The sequence below is a fragment of the Roseateles albus genome (genome assembly GCF_028595345.1).
Lineage (GTDB): Bacteria > Pseudomonadota > Gammaproteobacteria > Burkholderiales > Burkholderiaceae_C > Paucibacter_A > Paucibacter_A albus.
In genome coordinates this window covers 105,557-119,954 of record NZ_JAQQXT010000001.1, presented here as the reverse complement: position 1 = coordinate 119,954, position 14,398 = coordinate 105,557, and the positions used below count along the sequence as shown (strand labels likewise).

General features: G+C 64.3%; 15 protein-coding genes. 11 read left to right on the top strand and 4 right to left on the bottom strand.

Translation table 11 applies throughout. From position 1 onward, the window contains the following. The first annotated feature begins 32 nt into the window (after nucleotides 1-32). The 7 genes from modA to arsH are packed head-to-tail and all read left to right on the top strand — an operon-like array spanning nucleotide 33 to nucleotide 4,874. On the top strand, nucleotides 33-833 hold the full coding sequence (gene modA / locus PRZ03_RS00550; RefSeq protein WP_273598532.1) for a molybdate ABC transporter substrate-binding protein: 801 nt from the start codon (nucleotides 33-35) through the stop codon (nucleotides 831-833). Beyond that, the gene (gene modB / locus PRZ03_RS00545) at nucleotides 834-1,502 is read left to right on the top strand and encodes a molybdate ABC transporter permease subunit (RefSeq protein ID WP_273598531.1); all 669 of its coding nucleotides are present in this window, start codon (nucleotides 834-836) and stop codon (nucleotides 1,500-1,502) included. It abuts the gene before it with no gap. A gap of 6 nt (nucleotides 1,503-1,508) precedes the next feature. Beyond that, nucleotides 1,509-2,615: an ABC transporter ATP-binding protein gene (locus PRZ03_RS00540; RefSeq protein ID WP_273598530.1), complete on the top strand. Its 1,107-nt coding sequence runs from the start codon at nucleotides 1,509-1,511 to the stop codon at nucleotides 2,613-2,615. Between the two features lie 49 nt (nucleotides 2,616-2,664). Further along, nucleotides 2,665-2,991, top strand: a complete 327-nt coding sequence (locus tag PRZ03_RS00535; RefSeq protein WP_273598529.1) for an ArsR/SmtB family transcription factor — start codon at nucleotides 2,665-2,667, stop codon at nucleotides 2,989-2,991. A 13-nt stretch (nucleotides 2,992-3,004) separates the two neighbouring features. Beyond that, nucleotides 3,005-3,508 carry an arsenate reductase ArsC gene (locus PRZ03_RS00530; protein ID WP_263532910.1) on the top strand — a complete coding sequence of 168 codons (504 nt, stop codon included), beginning with the start codon at nucleotides 3,005-3,007 and terminating at the stop codon, nucleotides 3,506-3,508. After that, entirely contained in the window at nucleotides 3,505-4,164 is a 660-nt protein-coding gene (locus PRZ03_RS00525) for an aquaporin (RefSeq protein ID WP_273598528.1), read from the top strand. The genes PRZ03_RS00530 and PRZ03_RS00525 overlap by 4 nt, the downstream gene beginning before the upstream one ends. Beyond that, complete coding sequence (gene arsH / locus PRZ03_RS00520) at nucleotides 4,161-4,874, top strand: arsenical resistance protein ArsH (RefSeq protein WP_273598527.1); 714 nt, start codon at nucleotides 4,161-4,163, stop codon at nucleotides 4,872-4,874. Before PRZ03_RS00525 ends, arsH begins: the two co-directional genes overlap by 4 nt. On the opposite strand, the gene PRZ03_RS00515 is transcribed toward arsH, so the two are convergent. Continuing rightward, entirely contained in the window at nucleotides 4,871-5,239 is a 369-nt protein-coding gene (locus PRZ03_RS00515; RefSeq protein ID WP_273598526.1) for a hypothetical protein, read from the bottom strand. The genes arsH and PRZ03_RS00515 overlap by 4 nt on opposite strands. A gap of 247 nt (nucleotides 5,240-5,486) precedes the next feature. Here PRZ03_RS00515 and PRZ03_RS00510 point away from each other — a divergent pair, with 247 nt between their 5' ends. After that, nucleotides 5,487-6,338 (top strand): ice-binding family protein, encoded by an 852-nt coding sequence (locus tag PRZ03_RS00510; RefSeq protein WP_273598525.1) that lies wholly within the window; start codon nucleotides 5,487-5,489, stop codon nucleotides 6,336-6,338. A gap of 11 nt (nucleotides 6,339-6,349) precedes the next feature. Here PRZ03_RS00510 and PRZ03_RS00505 read toward each other — a convergent pair whose 3' ends face one another. From PRZ03_RS00505 to PRZ03_RS00495, 3 genes are all read right to left on the bottom strand, one after another. After that, complete coding sequence (locus PRZ03_RS00505) at nucleotides 6,350-6,547, bottom strand: response regulator transcription factor (RefSeq protein ID WP_409993906.1); 198 nt, start codon at nucleotides 6,545-6,547, stop codon at nucleotides 6,350-6,352. Nucleotides 6,548-6,583: 36 nt separating this feature from the next. After that, on the bottom strand, nucleotides 6,584-8,698 hold the full coding sequence (locus tag PRZ03_RS00500; protein ID WP_273598524.1) for a TonB-dependent receptor: 2,115 nt from the start codon (nucleotides 8,696-8,698) through the stop codon (nucleotides 6,584-6,586). A gap of 249 nt (nucleotides 8,699-8,947) precedes the next feature. Then, on the bottom strand, nucleotides 8,948-9,718 hold the full coding sequence (locus tag PRZ03_RS00495) for a S1/P1 nuclease (protein WP_273598523.1): 771 nt from the start codon (nucleotides 9,716-9,718) through the stop codon (nucleotides 8,948-8,950). Between the two features lie 238 nt (nucleotides 9,719-9,956). Between PRZ03_RS00495 and PRZ03_RS00490 the strand changes: the two genes are divergently transcribed. The 3 genes from PRZ03_RS00490 to PRZ03_RS00480 all read left to right on the top strand — a co-directional run bounded on the left by PRZ03_RS00490 (nucleotide 9,957) and on the right by PRZ03_RS00480 (nucleotide 14,386). Further along, entirely contained in the window at nucleotides 9,957-11,768 is a 1,812-nt protein-coding gene (locus PRZ03_RS00490; RefSeq protein ID WP_273598522.1) for a S8 family serine peptidase, read from the top strand. Nucleotides 11,769-11,836: 68 nt separating this feature from the next. After that, entirely contained in the window at nucleotides 11,837-12,898 is a 1,062-nt protein-coding gene (locus PRZ03_RS00485) for a LacI family DNA-binding transcriptional regulator (protein ID WP_273598521.1), read from the top strand. A gap of 183 nt (nucleotides 12,899-13,081) precedes the next feature. Continuing rightward, complete coding sequence (locus tag PRZ03_RS00480; protein ID WP_273598520.1) at nucleotides 13,082-14,386, top strand: extracellular solute-binding protein; 1,305 nt, start codon at nucleotides 13,082-13,084, stop codon at nucleotides 14,384-14,386. Nucleotides 14,387-14,398 lie beyond the last annotated feature (12 nt).

Genomic DNA, 14,398 nt, shown 5'->3' with positions numbered 1-14,398 from the left:
GGCGCCTGTCTTTTTCCTACACTTTCGCATCCATGGTCAAAGCCCTGTGTGGCGCTGTGCTGCTGGCCCTGTTCGGCGGGGCAAGGGCGCAAACAATGCCGGCGCCGCCGAATATCGCCGCCGCCTCCGACCTCAAGTTCGCGCTGGACGAGGCGGCCGAAGCGTTCAAGCAGCAAAGCGGCCAGAGCCTGCGGCTGAGCTATGGCTCGTCGGGCAATTTCTACGCCCAGATCGTGCAGGGCGCGCCCTTCCAGCTGTTCTTGTCGGCCGATGAGGACTTTGTGTTCAAACTGGCCGAGCAAGGGTTCAGCCCGGACCGGGGTCTGCTTTACGGCACCGGCCGCCTGGTCTTGTTCGCGCCCAAGGGCTCCAAGCTCAAGCCTGACGCCGAGCTGGCCGATCTGCGCTTGGCCCTGAGCGACGGGCGCGTGCGCAAATTCGCCATCGCCAACCCCGCACACGCGCCCTATGGTCGCGCTGCCAAACAAGCCTTGCAAAGCGCCGGTCTGTGGGCCGCCATCGGCCCTAAGCTGGTACTGGGCGAAAACGTCTCACAAGCAGCGCAGTTCGCGGTTTCAGGCTCGACCGAGGGCGGCCTGTTTGCCTATTCCTTGGCTCTGGCACCTCAGTTTTCCCAGGCTGGCAGCTTTGTCTTGATCCCTGAGGCCATGCACAGCCCGCTGCGCCAGCGCATGGTCTTGACCAAAAAAGCAGGCCCGGTGGCGCGCGAGTTCTATGCCTACTTGCAAGCACCGGCCGGGCGGGCGATCTTGCAGCGCCATGGCTTCGAGCTGCCGCCCCCAAGCCCCATCAGCAGCGAGAGTAGCCGCTGAATGGACTGGACCGCCCTGCGCCTGTCGGCCTTGCTGGCCTTGGCCACCGCCTTGATCTTGTTGCCGCTGGGCGTCTTCGCGGGCCGCTGGCTGGCGCGCAGCCGCCATCCGCTGCGCCCCGTGCTGGAGGCCGCACTGGCGCTGCCACTGGTGCTGCCGCCGACCGTCCTGGGCTTCTATTTGCTGATCTGGATGGGCGGCGGCTCGGCCTTGGGTGCTTGGTATCAAGCTTTAAGCGGACGCACGCTGGCCTTCTCGTTCGAGGGCCTGCTGCTGGCCAGCCTGATCTTCAACATCCCCTTCGCCGTGATGCCTATGCAGCGCGCCTTCGAGGCGATACCGAGCGAACTCTTTGACGCCGCCCGCAGCTGCGGCCTGTCGCCTTGGCGCACGCTGACGCTGATCGAGCTGCCGCTGGCTTGGCGCGGCATTCTGAGCGGCCTGATCATGACGGCCGCGCACACCTTGGGCGAGTTTGGCGTGGTGCTGATGGTGGGCGGCAATATCGCCGGCGAGACGCAGACGATCTCGATCGCCATCTACGACCGCGTGCAGTCCTTTGACATGCAGGCGGCGGGCGCGATGTCGGCCACGCTGCTGGCAATTTCGATGCTGACGCTGCTGATCAGCAGCTGGCTGAGCCGACCCCATCGAACTCGGGGAGGCTGAAGCACGATGCTGCAAGCGAGTCTGCATCAAGCCGGGCCGATTCCATTGGCGCTGGATCTGCGCTGTGCGAATGGCGAGTTACTCGCGCTGGTCGGTCCTTCGGGAAGCGGCAAGACCAGCGTACTGCGGGCGCTGGCCGGCCTGTTGACGGTCAGCAGCGGCCGCATCAGCTTGGGCGATGAGCTGTGGTTCGACAGCGAGCGCAGCATCGCCGTGCCGGCCGAGCGGCGCGGCGTCGGCATGGTGTTTCAGCATTACGCCTTGTTCCCGCATCTGAGCGCCTTGGACAATGTCAGCCTGGCCATTCCCAGCGACAGCGGCGCCAGCTCCAAGACCGCCCGGCGCGAGCAGGCACTCAAACTGCTGGCCGATATGCAGCTGGATGGCCTGGCGGCGCGACGCCCCGAGCAACTGTCCGGCGGCCAGCGCCAGCGCGTGGCCTTGGCGCGCGCGCTGGCGCGCAGGCCCAAATTGCTTTTGCTGGACGAAGCGTTTTCCGCTGTCGATCAGCCGACCCGCTATGCCTTGTGGGAGGAGTTGGTCAAGCTGCGCGAGCGCCTGACGCTGCCCATCATCATGGTCACGCATGATCTGCGTGAAGCCCGCATGCTGGCGGACCGCCTGTGCATTCTGGAAGCCGGCGAAGCGCTGCAAGACGGCCCGCCCGAGCAACTGTTGGCGCGGCCGCGCAATGCGCGGGTGGCGGCGCTGGTGGGCCTGCGCGACATCCATCGCGGCATCTTTCGCAAGACCAGCGGCGGGGCGCTTTTGCAATGGGGCGAGGATGAAGCGGCGCCACAACTGCAGATTGTTGACAAGGGCCGCATCGAAGACGGCACGCCGGTGCGCTGGGTCATCAGCGGTGAATTCATCCAATGCCACACGGCAGCACCGGCCGCCGCCGTCGTCAATTTGGTCCCTGCTGAGCTGATCGAGCTGCGCAGCCTGGGCGAAACCTCGACGCTGAAGCTGGCCGTCCAAGGTTCGGCCAAGGCTCATGTGCACCTCGACATCGGCACGCGTCAACTCAGGCAGTCGGGCTGGCGTGTGGGTCAGGTCTTGCTGCTGGAGCTGGACCCGAGCGGCATTCATGTGATGCCGGTGCGGAGCTGAAACCGCAAGGCACAGCAAGACAAATTCATAATTCCATTACAATGGAATTATGGAAGAACAAGCAATCGTCAAGGCGCTGGCAGCGCTGGCGCAGGCCGCCCGCCTGCAAGTGTTCCGCACCCTGGTCGTGGCCGGGCCGCTGGGCCTGACGCCGAGCGCCTTGGCGCAAACCTTGGAGGTGCCGGCCTCGACGCTGTCCTTCCATCTGAAGGAGCTGCTCAATGCCGGCTTGGTCAGCCAAGAGCGCGAGGGCCGCAACCTGATCTACCGCGCCGCCTTTACGCAAATGAACGAACTCTTGGCCTATCTGACGGCCAATTGCTGCCAGGGCGAAGCTTGCTTGACGATTTCAACCCCAAACTGCTCGGCCTGCTGAAGGCCAAATCCCCATGACCACGCATGTATTGATTCTTTGCACCCACAACTCGGCGCGCAGCGTTTTGTCCGAGGGCATGTTGAACCATCTCGCCGCCAAGCTGGGCCGCGATGTACGCGCCCACAGCGCCGGCAGCGCGCCGAGCGGCCGGCTCAACCCCTTCGCCCTGGAGGCGCTGACGAACGCCGGCGTCGATGTGGCTGGTTATCGCAGCAAGAGCTGGGATGAGTTCAGCTCAGAGGGCGCACCGCCACTGTCCATCGTCATCACCGTCTGCGACAGCGCGGCGGCAGAGACTTGCCCGGTCTTCTTTGGAGGCCAGGGTCAGCCGGTCAAGGTGCACTGGGGCTACCCGGACCCTAGCAATGCCGAAGGCGGCGAGGAAGGCAAGCGCCGCGCTTTCGAGCTAACGCGTCAAGCGATTGGCTACCGGATGCTGCAACTGCTGGCCTTGCCTTTGGAGACCATGAGCAAAAGCGATCTGCAAGAGGCGCTCGGGGAGATTGGCAAGTCATGAGTCAGGCCCTGCAGATGCGCCCGCGCCTGCTGGCGGAGGGCTTGGGCACGGCTTTGCTGCTGGCCATCGTGATCGGGTCCGGCATCATGGCCGAGCGCCTCAGCGGCGGCAATGTGGCCGTCGCATTGCTGGCCAATACGCTTGCCACGGTCTGGGGCCTGTATGTCTTGATCGAGATCTTAGCCCCCATCAGCGGCGCACATTTCAACCCGGCCGTCAGCCTGGTGATGGCCGCGCGCGGCGAGCTGGCGGCGCGCTGGGTCTTGCCCTATATTGCCGCGCAATTGCTCGGGGCAGTCCTGGGGGCCTGGCTTGCTAACGCGATGTTTGAGCTGCCGCTTCTGCAGACCTCGCTGAAGCTGCGCGGCGGCGCAGGCCAGTGGCTGGCCGAGGCTGTGGCCACGGCCGGCCTCTTGTTGGTGATTTTGCGGGCGCCGGCGGGTCGCGCCAGCAGCCTGGTGGCCGGCTATATTGGCGCCGCCTATTGGTTCACCGCCTCGACCTCGTTTGCCAATCCGGCGGCCGTGTTTGGCCGCATGTTCAGCGACTCCTTCGCCGGCATTGCACCGGCGAGCGCGGCGGGTTTTGTGATCGCACAGCTCCTCGGTGCGGCAGCCGGTTTAGGCCTGCATCAACTTTTAGGGCGCAACAAATGAGCGATCTTCCCAACTTGGACGCCGCCTTGTTCAAGCCGCCTTTGGCGAGCGACTTCGCCGCCATCGGCAGCCGCGCCACCCATGCGCCACGTGTGCTGCTGCTGTACGGTTCCTTGCGCGAACGCTCTTACAGCAAGCTCTGCACGCTGGAGGCCGAGCGGCTTTTGCAAGCGATGGGCGCCGAGACCCGCGTCTTCAACCCCAGCGGCCTGCCACTGGTCGACGATGCGCCCGACACCCACGCCAAGGTGCGGGAGTTGCGCGAGCTGGTGCAATGGTCGGAGGCCATGGTCTGGTGTTCGCCCGAGCGGCATGGCGCGATGACCGGCTTGATGAAGACACAGATCGACTGGATCCCGCTCAGCGTCGGCGCCGTGCGGCCGACCCAGGGCAAGACGCTGGCCGTGATGCAGGTGTCGGGTGGCTCGCAATCCTTCAATGCCGTCAACCAGATGCGCATCTTGGGCCGCTGGATGCGTATGTTGACCATCCCCAACCAAAGCTCGGTGGCCAAGGCCTTTCTGGAGTTCGACGAAGCCGGCCGCATGAAGCCATCCAGCTATTACGACCGCATCGTCGATGTGATGGAAGAGCTGATGAAGTTCACGCTGCTCACGCGCGAATCCAGCGCCTATTTGGTCGATCGTTACAGCGAACGCAAGGAAAGCGCGGCCGAGCTGAGTCGGCGCGTCAATCAGGCCAGCATTTAGCCCGGCGCCGCTTTATTGCCGGCGGCCTGGGCAACGGGGTCAGCGGGCTCGGCCGCTGTACTTCCAGCGGCGGCGCCCCCCAGCGCGCCGGCCACCAGACCCAGCGCGGCGCCCGCCACCACGCCTACCGGCCCGGCCACCGCGACGCCCACAGCGGCCCCGGTGGCGGCACCGGCAATCGCGGCACCGCCAACCCAGGCCGAGTTGGCTTCTCTTTCGGCGTCCTCACCCTTCAGCGGCAGCTGAGCCGACAGACTGGTGTCTTGGGAGGGGATGCCCTCGCCCGGCTTGGCTTGAGCGGCCAGATCCTCGTCGATGGCGGCGGGCGCTGCAGTGTTCGGGCGCGGTTGTTCAGATGAGTTCATGGGGTGTCCTTGGGCTTGGATGCAGGCAGGAGCGCCGGGCTCTTGCGCCACAACTTTTATACCGCCCCTGCAGTCCCGCTTGCAGCGTCCTGCAAGCCGATGCGATGTAGGACAAGTCCCCGCAATTCCTTGTTCGCTAACGCACAGACCGCCGTGGCGCTGAATTCGAGACTCTTGCTTGCCGCTGTCGTGCGGCATCGCAATAGGGCGAATTTGGCGAATTGGGCTTTTCAACCTGGAGTCGGACATGAATCATGCAAACCTGCTTTCAAAGACCTGCAAATTTTCAGTGGCACTGAGCGCTGTGCTGTGTTGGGCATTGCCTGCCGTAGCGGCACCCTTCCTGGGTACAGCACAGGGCCTTGCGGTCTTGGGCGCCTCGACCGTGACCAACACCGGACCGAGCACGATCTGGGGCGATCTCGGCTTGTCCCCGGGCTCATCGATCACAGGTCTGGCCAGCATCACGCTGACGGGTGCATTGCATCAAACCGATGCGGCCGCGCTGCAAGCGCAGCTGGATGCCTCCTCCGCCTATATTGCGCTGGCCGGCATGGCGTCCACGGGCAACCTCACCGGCACCGATCTGGGCGGCCTGACGCTGACGCCAGGTGTCTACAGCTTCGATACCGAGGCGCAGTTGACCGGGACCTTGACGCTCAACGCCATGCACGACCCCAATGCACTCTTTGTGTTCAAGATCGGTAGCGCGCTCACGACGGCCAGCAGCGCCATGGTCAATCTGATTGACGGCGGCAGCAATACCGGCGTGTTTTGGCGGGTCGGCAGTTCGGCCACCCTGGGCACCGGGACCTTGTTTGCCGGCAACCTCATTGCCGACCAAAGCATCACTCTCAATACCGGCGCGCGGATTCTGTGCGGCCGCGCCATCGCCCTGCATGCGGCGGTAACCCTGGACACGAACATGATCTCCAATGACTGCTCAGGCAGCGGCGCCCTCGACAGCGGCCGCAGCGACTATGGCAGCGCCGGCTTTGGCAGCGTTATCGCGGTGCCCGAGCCCAGCAGCTGGGCCTTGATGGGCCTGGGTCTGACTGGCTTGGCGGGTCTGGCTGCAAAGCGGCGCCGGGTCGTTTGACGGAGGTCAGCCTAAGCCCGCCCCAACATCCCCATCGTGCGGGCTCTTGTCACCGCGTGCTTGCGTGAGGCCGCTTCGAGTTTGCTGTAGAGCGCCTTCAAATGCCATTTGACGGTCTCGCTGCTGACCATCAGGGCGTTGGCAATTTCCTTGTTGGAATAGTTGCGCGCCAGCAGGGCCAAGATTTCACGCTCTTTGGGGGTCGGCAACTTTTCCGTGGCCGCCGGTGCAAATTGGCCGGCTGACTAGAAGCCGATATTCAGGCCCAGCCGCAGGCTGCGCGGCTCGACCGGATGGAAGTGAATATCGGGCACACCCTCGGCCGGCTCGCCCTTCAGGCGCGAGGCGTAGTAGTAATCGATGTCGCTGGCCTTGCTGGCGAATAGATTGAAAACGTCCAGGTTCAAGCTGGTGCTGGCGTTGATGCGGTAGCCGATGCGCATCTGCGCCAAGGTGGTGGCTTTGGAGCGCTGGCTGTTGTCTTCGGTCAGCGCTCTAGGCCCGAAGTAGCGCAGCTGGAATTGGCCCGACCAGGGGCCCAGACCGTTCAGCGTGGCGCCGGCCGAGAAGACGCGGTTGATGGCGCCGGGCACATGGTCGCCGGCCGGGTCGAACTCGGTATAGCGCGCCCGGGACAAAGCCACATCGGCGTCCAGCAGCAGCCAAGAGGCGGCCTGGTAATGGTTGTTCCATTCGACGCCGCTGCGCCGGCTGGCGCGGCTGGCCTCGGTCTCGCCGGCATCGCCAACAAACACCAGCTCCGACGCCAGCTTCAGCTGCCACAGCGCCAGCGAGCTTTGCAAGCCCGGGATGATCTCGCTGCGCAGGCCCAGCTCGCTGCCCTTGGAGCGCACCAAGGGCCGCACCGCCTCGACCGGCAGATTCTCTTTGGCCGAGACCCGCGCGGTGGCGCCACGCGCATCATTGCTGTGAAAGCCCTGACCATAGTTGACGAAGGCCTCGGTCTTGGCCCAGGGGCCGAAGATCAGCGACAGCTTGGGGCTGCTCAGATGGGCTTGCTCGGTGCCGCTATTGGCCGCGATCGAACTGCTGACCTTCAGATCCAGCCGGTCAAAACGCAGGCCGGCCACGCTGCGCATCCAAGGCAGCCATTGGGTAGAGTTCTCTGCAAATACGCCGACCGAGGTTTGGCGCACGGCGCTTTCCTGGATGACACCGACCCGCTCGCGCGCGACCGACTCATACAACCCGACCGGGCTCAAACGGTCATGGCGCAGTTGCAGACCGACCGTGTTGCTGGTTTCCAGCCCTGCCAGCGTGAGGTTCCAGCTGCGGCTGCCGGCCAGGCCGTAAACCTGGCGCCGCTCGGCCTGCTCGAACTGGTCGCCATGCTTGAGGCTGGGGTCCAGGTCCAACGGATGCTCAAGAAAAAAGGTGAAGTTGGAGAACAGATCGAGTCTGGACTTGATCGCATAGGCATTGAACTTGAAGCCGCCATCCTCGGCCTTGCGCTCGGTCGTGAAGGAAAGGCTCAGGCGCGAGGTGTGGCCACCGTCGCTGGGGTCCAGCGCACCGTAGCGGCCCACCAAACCGGCATTCACCGCCCGCAAGGGGATCTGGTCGGTCGAGTTCCAGTCGGCCTCGTAGGCCATCGCTGTAATGCTGCTGCGCTGCTCGGCCGAGCCAAAGCTGTAGCGCAATACGCCGTTCTTGCGCCGCAGTTGTTCCGGATTCTCCCAGGGGCCGTCATTGTGCGAGGCTTCCAGCGCATAAAGGAGATCGCCGCCGCTCAGTTCGAGCGACTTGCTCAGCAAACCGCGGCGGTAGCCGTTCTGGCCCAGCGTCAATTCGGCCAAGCCGGCGGGCATGCGCTCGCTCAGCTCAAAGCGGGCCGCTCCGGCCGAGCCGAAGTCGCCCACATCGGCAAAGTAAGGGCCTTTTTTGTAGCTGATGCGGTTGACCAGCTCCGGGATCAACCAGTTCAGATCGCTATAGCCGTGGCCATGCGCATGGGTGGGCATATTGACCGGCATGCCGTCCACAAAAGTGGCGAAGTCGGTGCCATGGTCGAGGTTGAAACCCCGTAGAAAATACTGGTTAGCTTTGCCGCCGCCACTGTGCTGGGTGACGATCACGCCGGGCACAAACTCCAAGAGTTCGGCCGGCCTGAGGGTCGGGCGGCTCTCTATCAAACGGGCGCTGACCGCGCCTTGCGATGCAGCGTCGGAGCTGCCGACGCCGTTGATGTAATTGCCTATCACCAGCACCGGCGCCAGGCTTTGCGTAGCTTCGCCGGCTTCACTGCCGGCCTTCTTCTCTTCGGCGGCCGCCTGTTGGCAGGCGAGCGCCAGCAGGCTCAGCGGCAGAGATACGAGAGCGGTCTTGGCGAGGGAGGGCATGGCGGAATTCATCGATGGAGACAGAGGAGGCATTGCAAAAAGGTCCGCCTGGATTCGCGGCCATCCGGCCAGCGGATGCGCGAAGCCCAGAATGCTAAGCAATGTTTATGACACCTCTTTGGCATCCAGGCCCGTGCTCGAGCGGCACTGAAGACCGCGACGACACAATCCCGGTGGCCTTTCTCCCCTTCTTCCCCTGCTCCCACCTGCTCCCCCTGCCGCAGGTGGGCGACTCAGCCCTCTGTTGATTTACAACTGTGCCGCCCGAACTTCGGCCTTCTTGCCCAGGTTCTCGTTCAAGACCTCGGCCAGGCGCTGTGCCGCCAGCTGCAACTGCGCCAGCAGCTGGGGCTCATGCGCGTCGGCGTAGGCCTGATCGACCTTGTGGCCATCGGGGTAGAAGTCCGGCGCACTGGCGATGCGGCACGACTCGCTGGCCCATTGCGCGGCGCCGCCGGCCGACTTTGACATCTCGACCTTCAGCGGCTTGGCTTCGCTGAGTTGCGCTTGCAAGGCCGCCAGCGCGCCGGGGCGATTCAGGATCAGGCCCGAGTCCCACAAGGCATGCAGATTGGTGCCGCGCCCAAAGCCCTGCAGCTGATAGCTGTTGCCGCCTCTGTCATCGCCAAAGCCGGCATGCAAGGGCTGATGCACATCAGCGACCAGGTGGACGACGTATTTCAACGCCTTCAGCCGCGCCTCATCATCGGCGGCGCTGGAGCGCAGCACGCTGCTTTGGCGTTGGATGGCGGCCACCACGCAGGCCCCGCCCTCGCAGTCGCGCAGCGGCTCATACAGGCAATCAGCATCGCGTGGAAAGTTGACGTAATGCCACGGCCCGGTCTGCGGCGAACGGTGCTCATCCGCCCAGGTCGACACCGAGGCCAAGGTGCTGCCCGGCTCCAGCGCCAGCAGCCGCGCCACCTCGGCGCGCGCGCCGGCGTTGAGCTTGTGCTCGGCCAAGTTAGCAATCAGGCGGTGGCCATCGGCACCCCAGGCCTGGGCCGACTTTGAGTGCATGAACAGAGCGGGGAGAATGACAATCAGGGCAGCGAGTGGCTGGCGCAGGCGGGGCGAATTGAGCAAGAGCAGGAACTTGGAAAAACTTACGGTGAACAAACAGGAATTGCCCGGCAGGACAGCGGCCGCCATTCTGCCAAAGCCTTGGGGCCTATGTCGCTGCCCAAGCCTAGCCCCAAGCTTCTCCGAAAGTGCTAACTCCCCAAATTGACTGATTAAGTGATTGAATGAGCGTGCAATGACTGGACTGAGAAGCAAGTTTGAGCGTTTGGGTTGGCGTCACCTCGCCCTGGCCTTGGCTTTGATGGCCTTCGCCGTCATTGCAGTGAAGACCCGGGCATCAAGCAACGCCGCTGGCGAAGCAGGCCTCAGCAAGCCACCAAGCCACTATCTGACCGCGCCGCTGGACGATCTGGCGCCGCTGCTGGAGTGGACCGAGCGCCAGCTCAAAGCGAAAGAGGCTTCTGCCAGCCCCTTCAATGCCGCTCAGCGGGGGGCCATCAAGGCCTTGCAGACGCGGCTGGCCTTGTTGCGTGGGCGGCCGGATGAGGCGCTGCGCTTGATCGCACAGGCCCGTTCTGACAGCGCCAAGCTGGCGCTGCGCCCGGGCTTGCTGTGGGTGGAAGAGCTGCTGGCCGCGACACAGCAAGACTCTGCCGGGGGCGCCTGGCTTGAGGCCCGCTGGGACGCCGAATTGCAGCAGCGCCTCAAGGCCCAGTCTTGGCCGGCAGCACAGGCCGGCCTCCAAGCCTTGGTGTCGACGTGGCACTTCATGCCGATCGAACACCGGGTGATTTCATGGACGCATTCATTCGACACCTTCAAGCCCGGCAACCCGACGCGCCCGGACGATCTGGCGCTGGCGGAAATGATCATCAATTTCCGCTTCGAACACGAGTTACTGGGTCCGCGCGTTGCCGGCTTTGAGCAAGGCATCACTCGCTTTCTGGCGGCGCAGCCGGCCGGCGAGGATTTCTGGGCGGCGCGGGCCTTCAAGCTGCCCGAAGGCCAGGGCCAGGCGGTACGCGTCGCCGTGTGGGAAACCGTCGGCGTCGATGTGATGGCGTTCAAGCACGCCGAGCGGCCCTGCTTGATGCTGACCGACAAGGCGAATCAGTTTTGTATCGTCGATCCGGTGCTGCCGGGCCTGAATCGGCATGAGGCTTGGCTGTTGGTGAAAGGCTTCGAAGACTCGACTCAGGGCCGCAAAAGCGCCGCAGCAGCGGCCTATTCTGCGCATTTGGAGCAAGTCCGACATCAACACTCGAGCGATCAGGTCGCCTACGCACAGGCCATGGCTCAAATGACGACGCAGTTGCTCGAAGGCGTCAGCCGCCTGCACGGCACTCATGTCGCCGGCATCGCGATGGCCGGCAATCCGCATGCCGAGCTGCTGGCCATTCACTCGGGTTCGGAGTTCTTCAAACCCGCTTTTATCGCCAAGCGAGGTGCCTTGCAAAAGCAGCTGGAGCAGATCGCGGCCTTCATCCGCGACAACAAGGTTCGCATCGTCAATATGAGCTGGGGCCTGCCCGGCATAGGCATGCAGGCCGAACAGGAGCGGGCTTTGCGCGAGCAGATGCTGGCGCTAATGGCGGCCTGCCCGAACACCTTGTTCGTGGCCGGTGCGGGCAATGAGAACAGCGATATGGGCCCGGCCGCCTCGCGCTTTTGGCCGGCCAGCCTGGGCGCGGCCAATTTGCTGGCGGTGGGCGCGCTGGATCACGCCGGGCATGTCACCGGCTTCAGCAATTACGGCGAGGCGGTGCATCTGTATGCGCTGGGCGACGCGACGCTCAGCGCCATACCGGGCGAGCAAACCATGGCCATGTCGGGCACCAGCATGGCTGCCCCCGAAGTCAGCAATCTCGCGGCCAAGCTCTTGAGCCAATGGCCCGGGTTGACGGTGGCGCAGCTGAAGCAATTGCTGATCGACGGCGCCGACCCGGTGGCGCCTGGCACGCAGCTGCCGATGGCGATGCGGCGTCTGAATCCCTTGCACTCGGCGCAGCTGGCCCGTAAGCCGCCCGGAGAGCTGGCCAAGCCTTGATCGGGTAAGCGCGGCAGAGCCGGCCCGGCGAAACCCTTAAACTGCGAGGCCACCACCGACCGCAGGCCATGAAGAGCAGCCCGAAAGAACGCAAATCCACACGCAGCACGGCATCCGGCCACGACCCCAAGGTCACGTTGGGCATGGTGGCGGAGGCCTGCGGCGTTTCTCCCAGCACGGTGTCGCGCATCTTGAATGGCACGGCCGTGGTCAGCGCCGAGAAGCGTGCGGCGGTGGACCAAGCGATCGCCGAGCTGGGCTTTGTGCCCAATCCGATGGCGCGCGGCCTGGCGGGCGGGCGCACGCTGAGTGTGGGCGTTATCACCCAGGCGATCGACAGCCCCTTCTACGGCATCGCGCTACGCGGCATCGAAGAAGAGCTGAACAAGATTGGCTACAGCCCGCTGTTTGTCAGCGGCCATTGGAACGCCAAAGAAGAAGCCCGCTGCATCGAAGTGCTGCGTTCGCGCCGCGTTGACGGGTTCATCATCCTGACCGGCCGGCTCAGCGATGAGTCGCTGAAGACGCTGGCCAAGGCCTTGCCGGTGGTCGTCACCGGCCGCAGCCTGGCCGCACCCGGCTTGTACTCTCTGGACTTCAATAACTTCGAAGGCGCAAGACTGGCGACTGCTCACCTGCTCGCCCAAGGTCACCGCGAGATTGCCTTTATCGCCGGGCCGGAAAACCATCCCGATGCGCTGGAGCGTTTGCGCGGCTATCGCGCCGCGCTGACCGAAGCGGGCGTTGCCTTCCAAGCCGAGCTGGTGCTGCAGGGCATGTATAGCGAAGAAAGCGGCTTGCTCGCGGTGGAGCAGTTGATTGCAGGCCGCCGGCCCTTCAGCGCGATCTTTGCTGCCAATGACCAAATGGCTTTTGGTGCGGCCCTGGCCTTGCATCGCCATGGCCTGCATGTGCCGGATGAAGTCTCGCTGGTTGGCTTTGATGACGTGGCCGGCGCAGCCCACTCGGTGCCGCCGCTGACCACCATCCATCACCCGGCCTATGAGCTCGGCAGCTTGGCGGCCACCGCGCTGTTGCAGCTCTTGGCGGGCGAACAGCCGCAGGCCAGCCTGCCGGAACCCCGCTTGACGGTGCGCGGCTCGACCAGAGCGCTGCTGCCCAAGCTGTGAGCCACCGGCGCGGCCATTGCTTGGCCCGCCCCAAAGCGGCACCCCCGCACTTACCCTTTGTTGACAGGCTGAGTGGGCTCAATTACATTCTGAAAGCGCTTTCATAAAGCGCCTAAAACCCCAAATAACAGACCGGATCGCCCATGATGGCTGATTCAAGGTGGAGACAAGCAGGCAATGAAAATGAACAAGCGTGTCGGTTGGCGCGCCTGGCTGAATCACCGGCTGACGCAGTCAAAGTTGACAGCGTTGTCAATGCTGCTCGGGCTGCTCAGTCTGGCGCTGCCACTCAGCGCGGCGGCACAGCAAGTGCTGGTGGTGGCTGCCTACCCGGCCGTGGACGAAATCGTCCGGGCGGCGCTGCCGGCTTGGCAGCGCCTGCATCCCAATGTCGAAGTCAAGGTCGTCAGCCGCCAGTTTGCCGATCACCACACCGCCATGACCACCGCTTTGTCGACGGCGGTCTACCTGCCCGATGTGATGGCGCTGGAGGTCGGCTATCTGGGGCGCTTTTCGCCGGGCTTCGGTCTGGAGGATTTGACCCGTCCGCCCTACGAGATCGCTCGCTTCAAGAGCCGCTTTGTGCCCTATGCCTACCAGCAAGCGAGCAACCGCCGCGGCGAGGTGGTGGCGGTGCCGACCGATATCGGCCCCGGCACCTTGCTCTACCGCAAAGATGTGCTGGCCAAGGCCGGCGTCAGCGAGGCGGAACTCACGCAAAGCTGGGACAGCTATGTCGCGGCAGGCATCAAGATCAAGGCCAGCAGCGGCGGCTTCCTGCTGGCCCATGCCCGCGATATCAAGAACATCTTGATCCGCACCGGCATACAGCCCGGAGAAGGACTCTACTTTGACAGCCAATCGCGCGTGCTGGTCGCCTCACCGCGCTTTGTGCGGGCGTTTGAGTTGGCCCGCGAGGTGCGCAAGCACAAGCTGGACGCAAGAGTATTGGCGTGGTCGGCCGACTGGACCGAGGGCTTCAAGCGCGGCAGCATCGCCACCCAATTGACCGGCGCCTGGCTGGCCGGCCACTTGAATACCTGGTTGGCCCCCAACACCGCCGGCCTGTGGCGTGCCGCACAACTGCCCGAGGGAGCGTTTGCGGCCTACGGCGGCACTTTCTTTGCATTGCCGCGCAAGGCCGACCCGGCCAACAAGGCCTTGGCCTGGGACCTGATTCAGTTCCTGACCCTGAACCGGGAGATACAGCTGCGCGCCTTCAAAGCGCAAGACGCCTTCCCGGCCTTGCTGGAAGCGCATGACGACCCGTTCTTCGAGCAGCCGATTGCTTTCCTGGGCGGTCAGACCGCGCGGATGGGCTGGCGCGACGCGGCTCGCCGCATCAAGGCGGTAGATGTGCACAAGCAAGACGCGTTTGCCGAGGAAGTCATAGACACCGAACTCGACAAGGTGCTGGAGCGCGGCAAAGACATCCGCACCGCGCTGGCCGATGCCGAACGCCTGCTGAAGCAGCGCGCCACCCGTTAAGTAAAGCGTCAG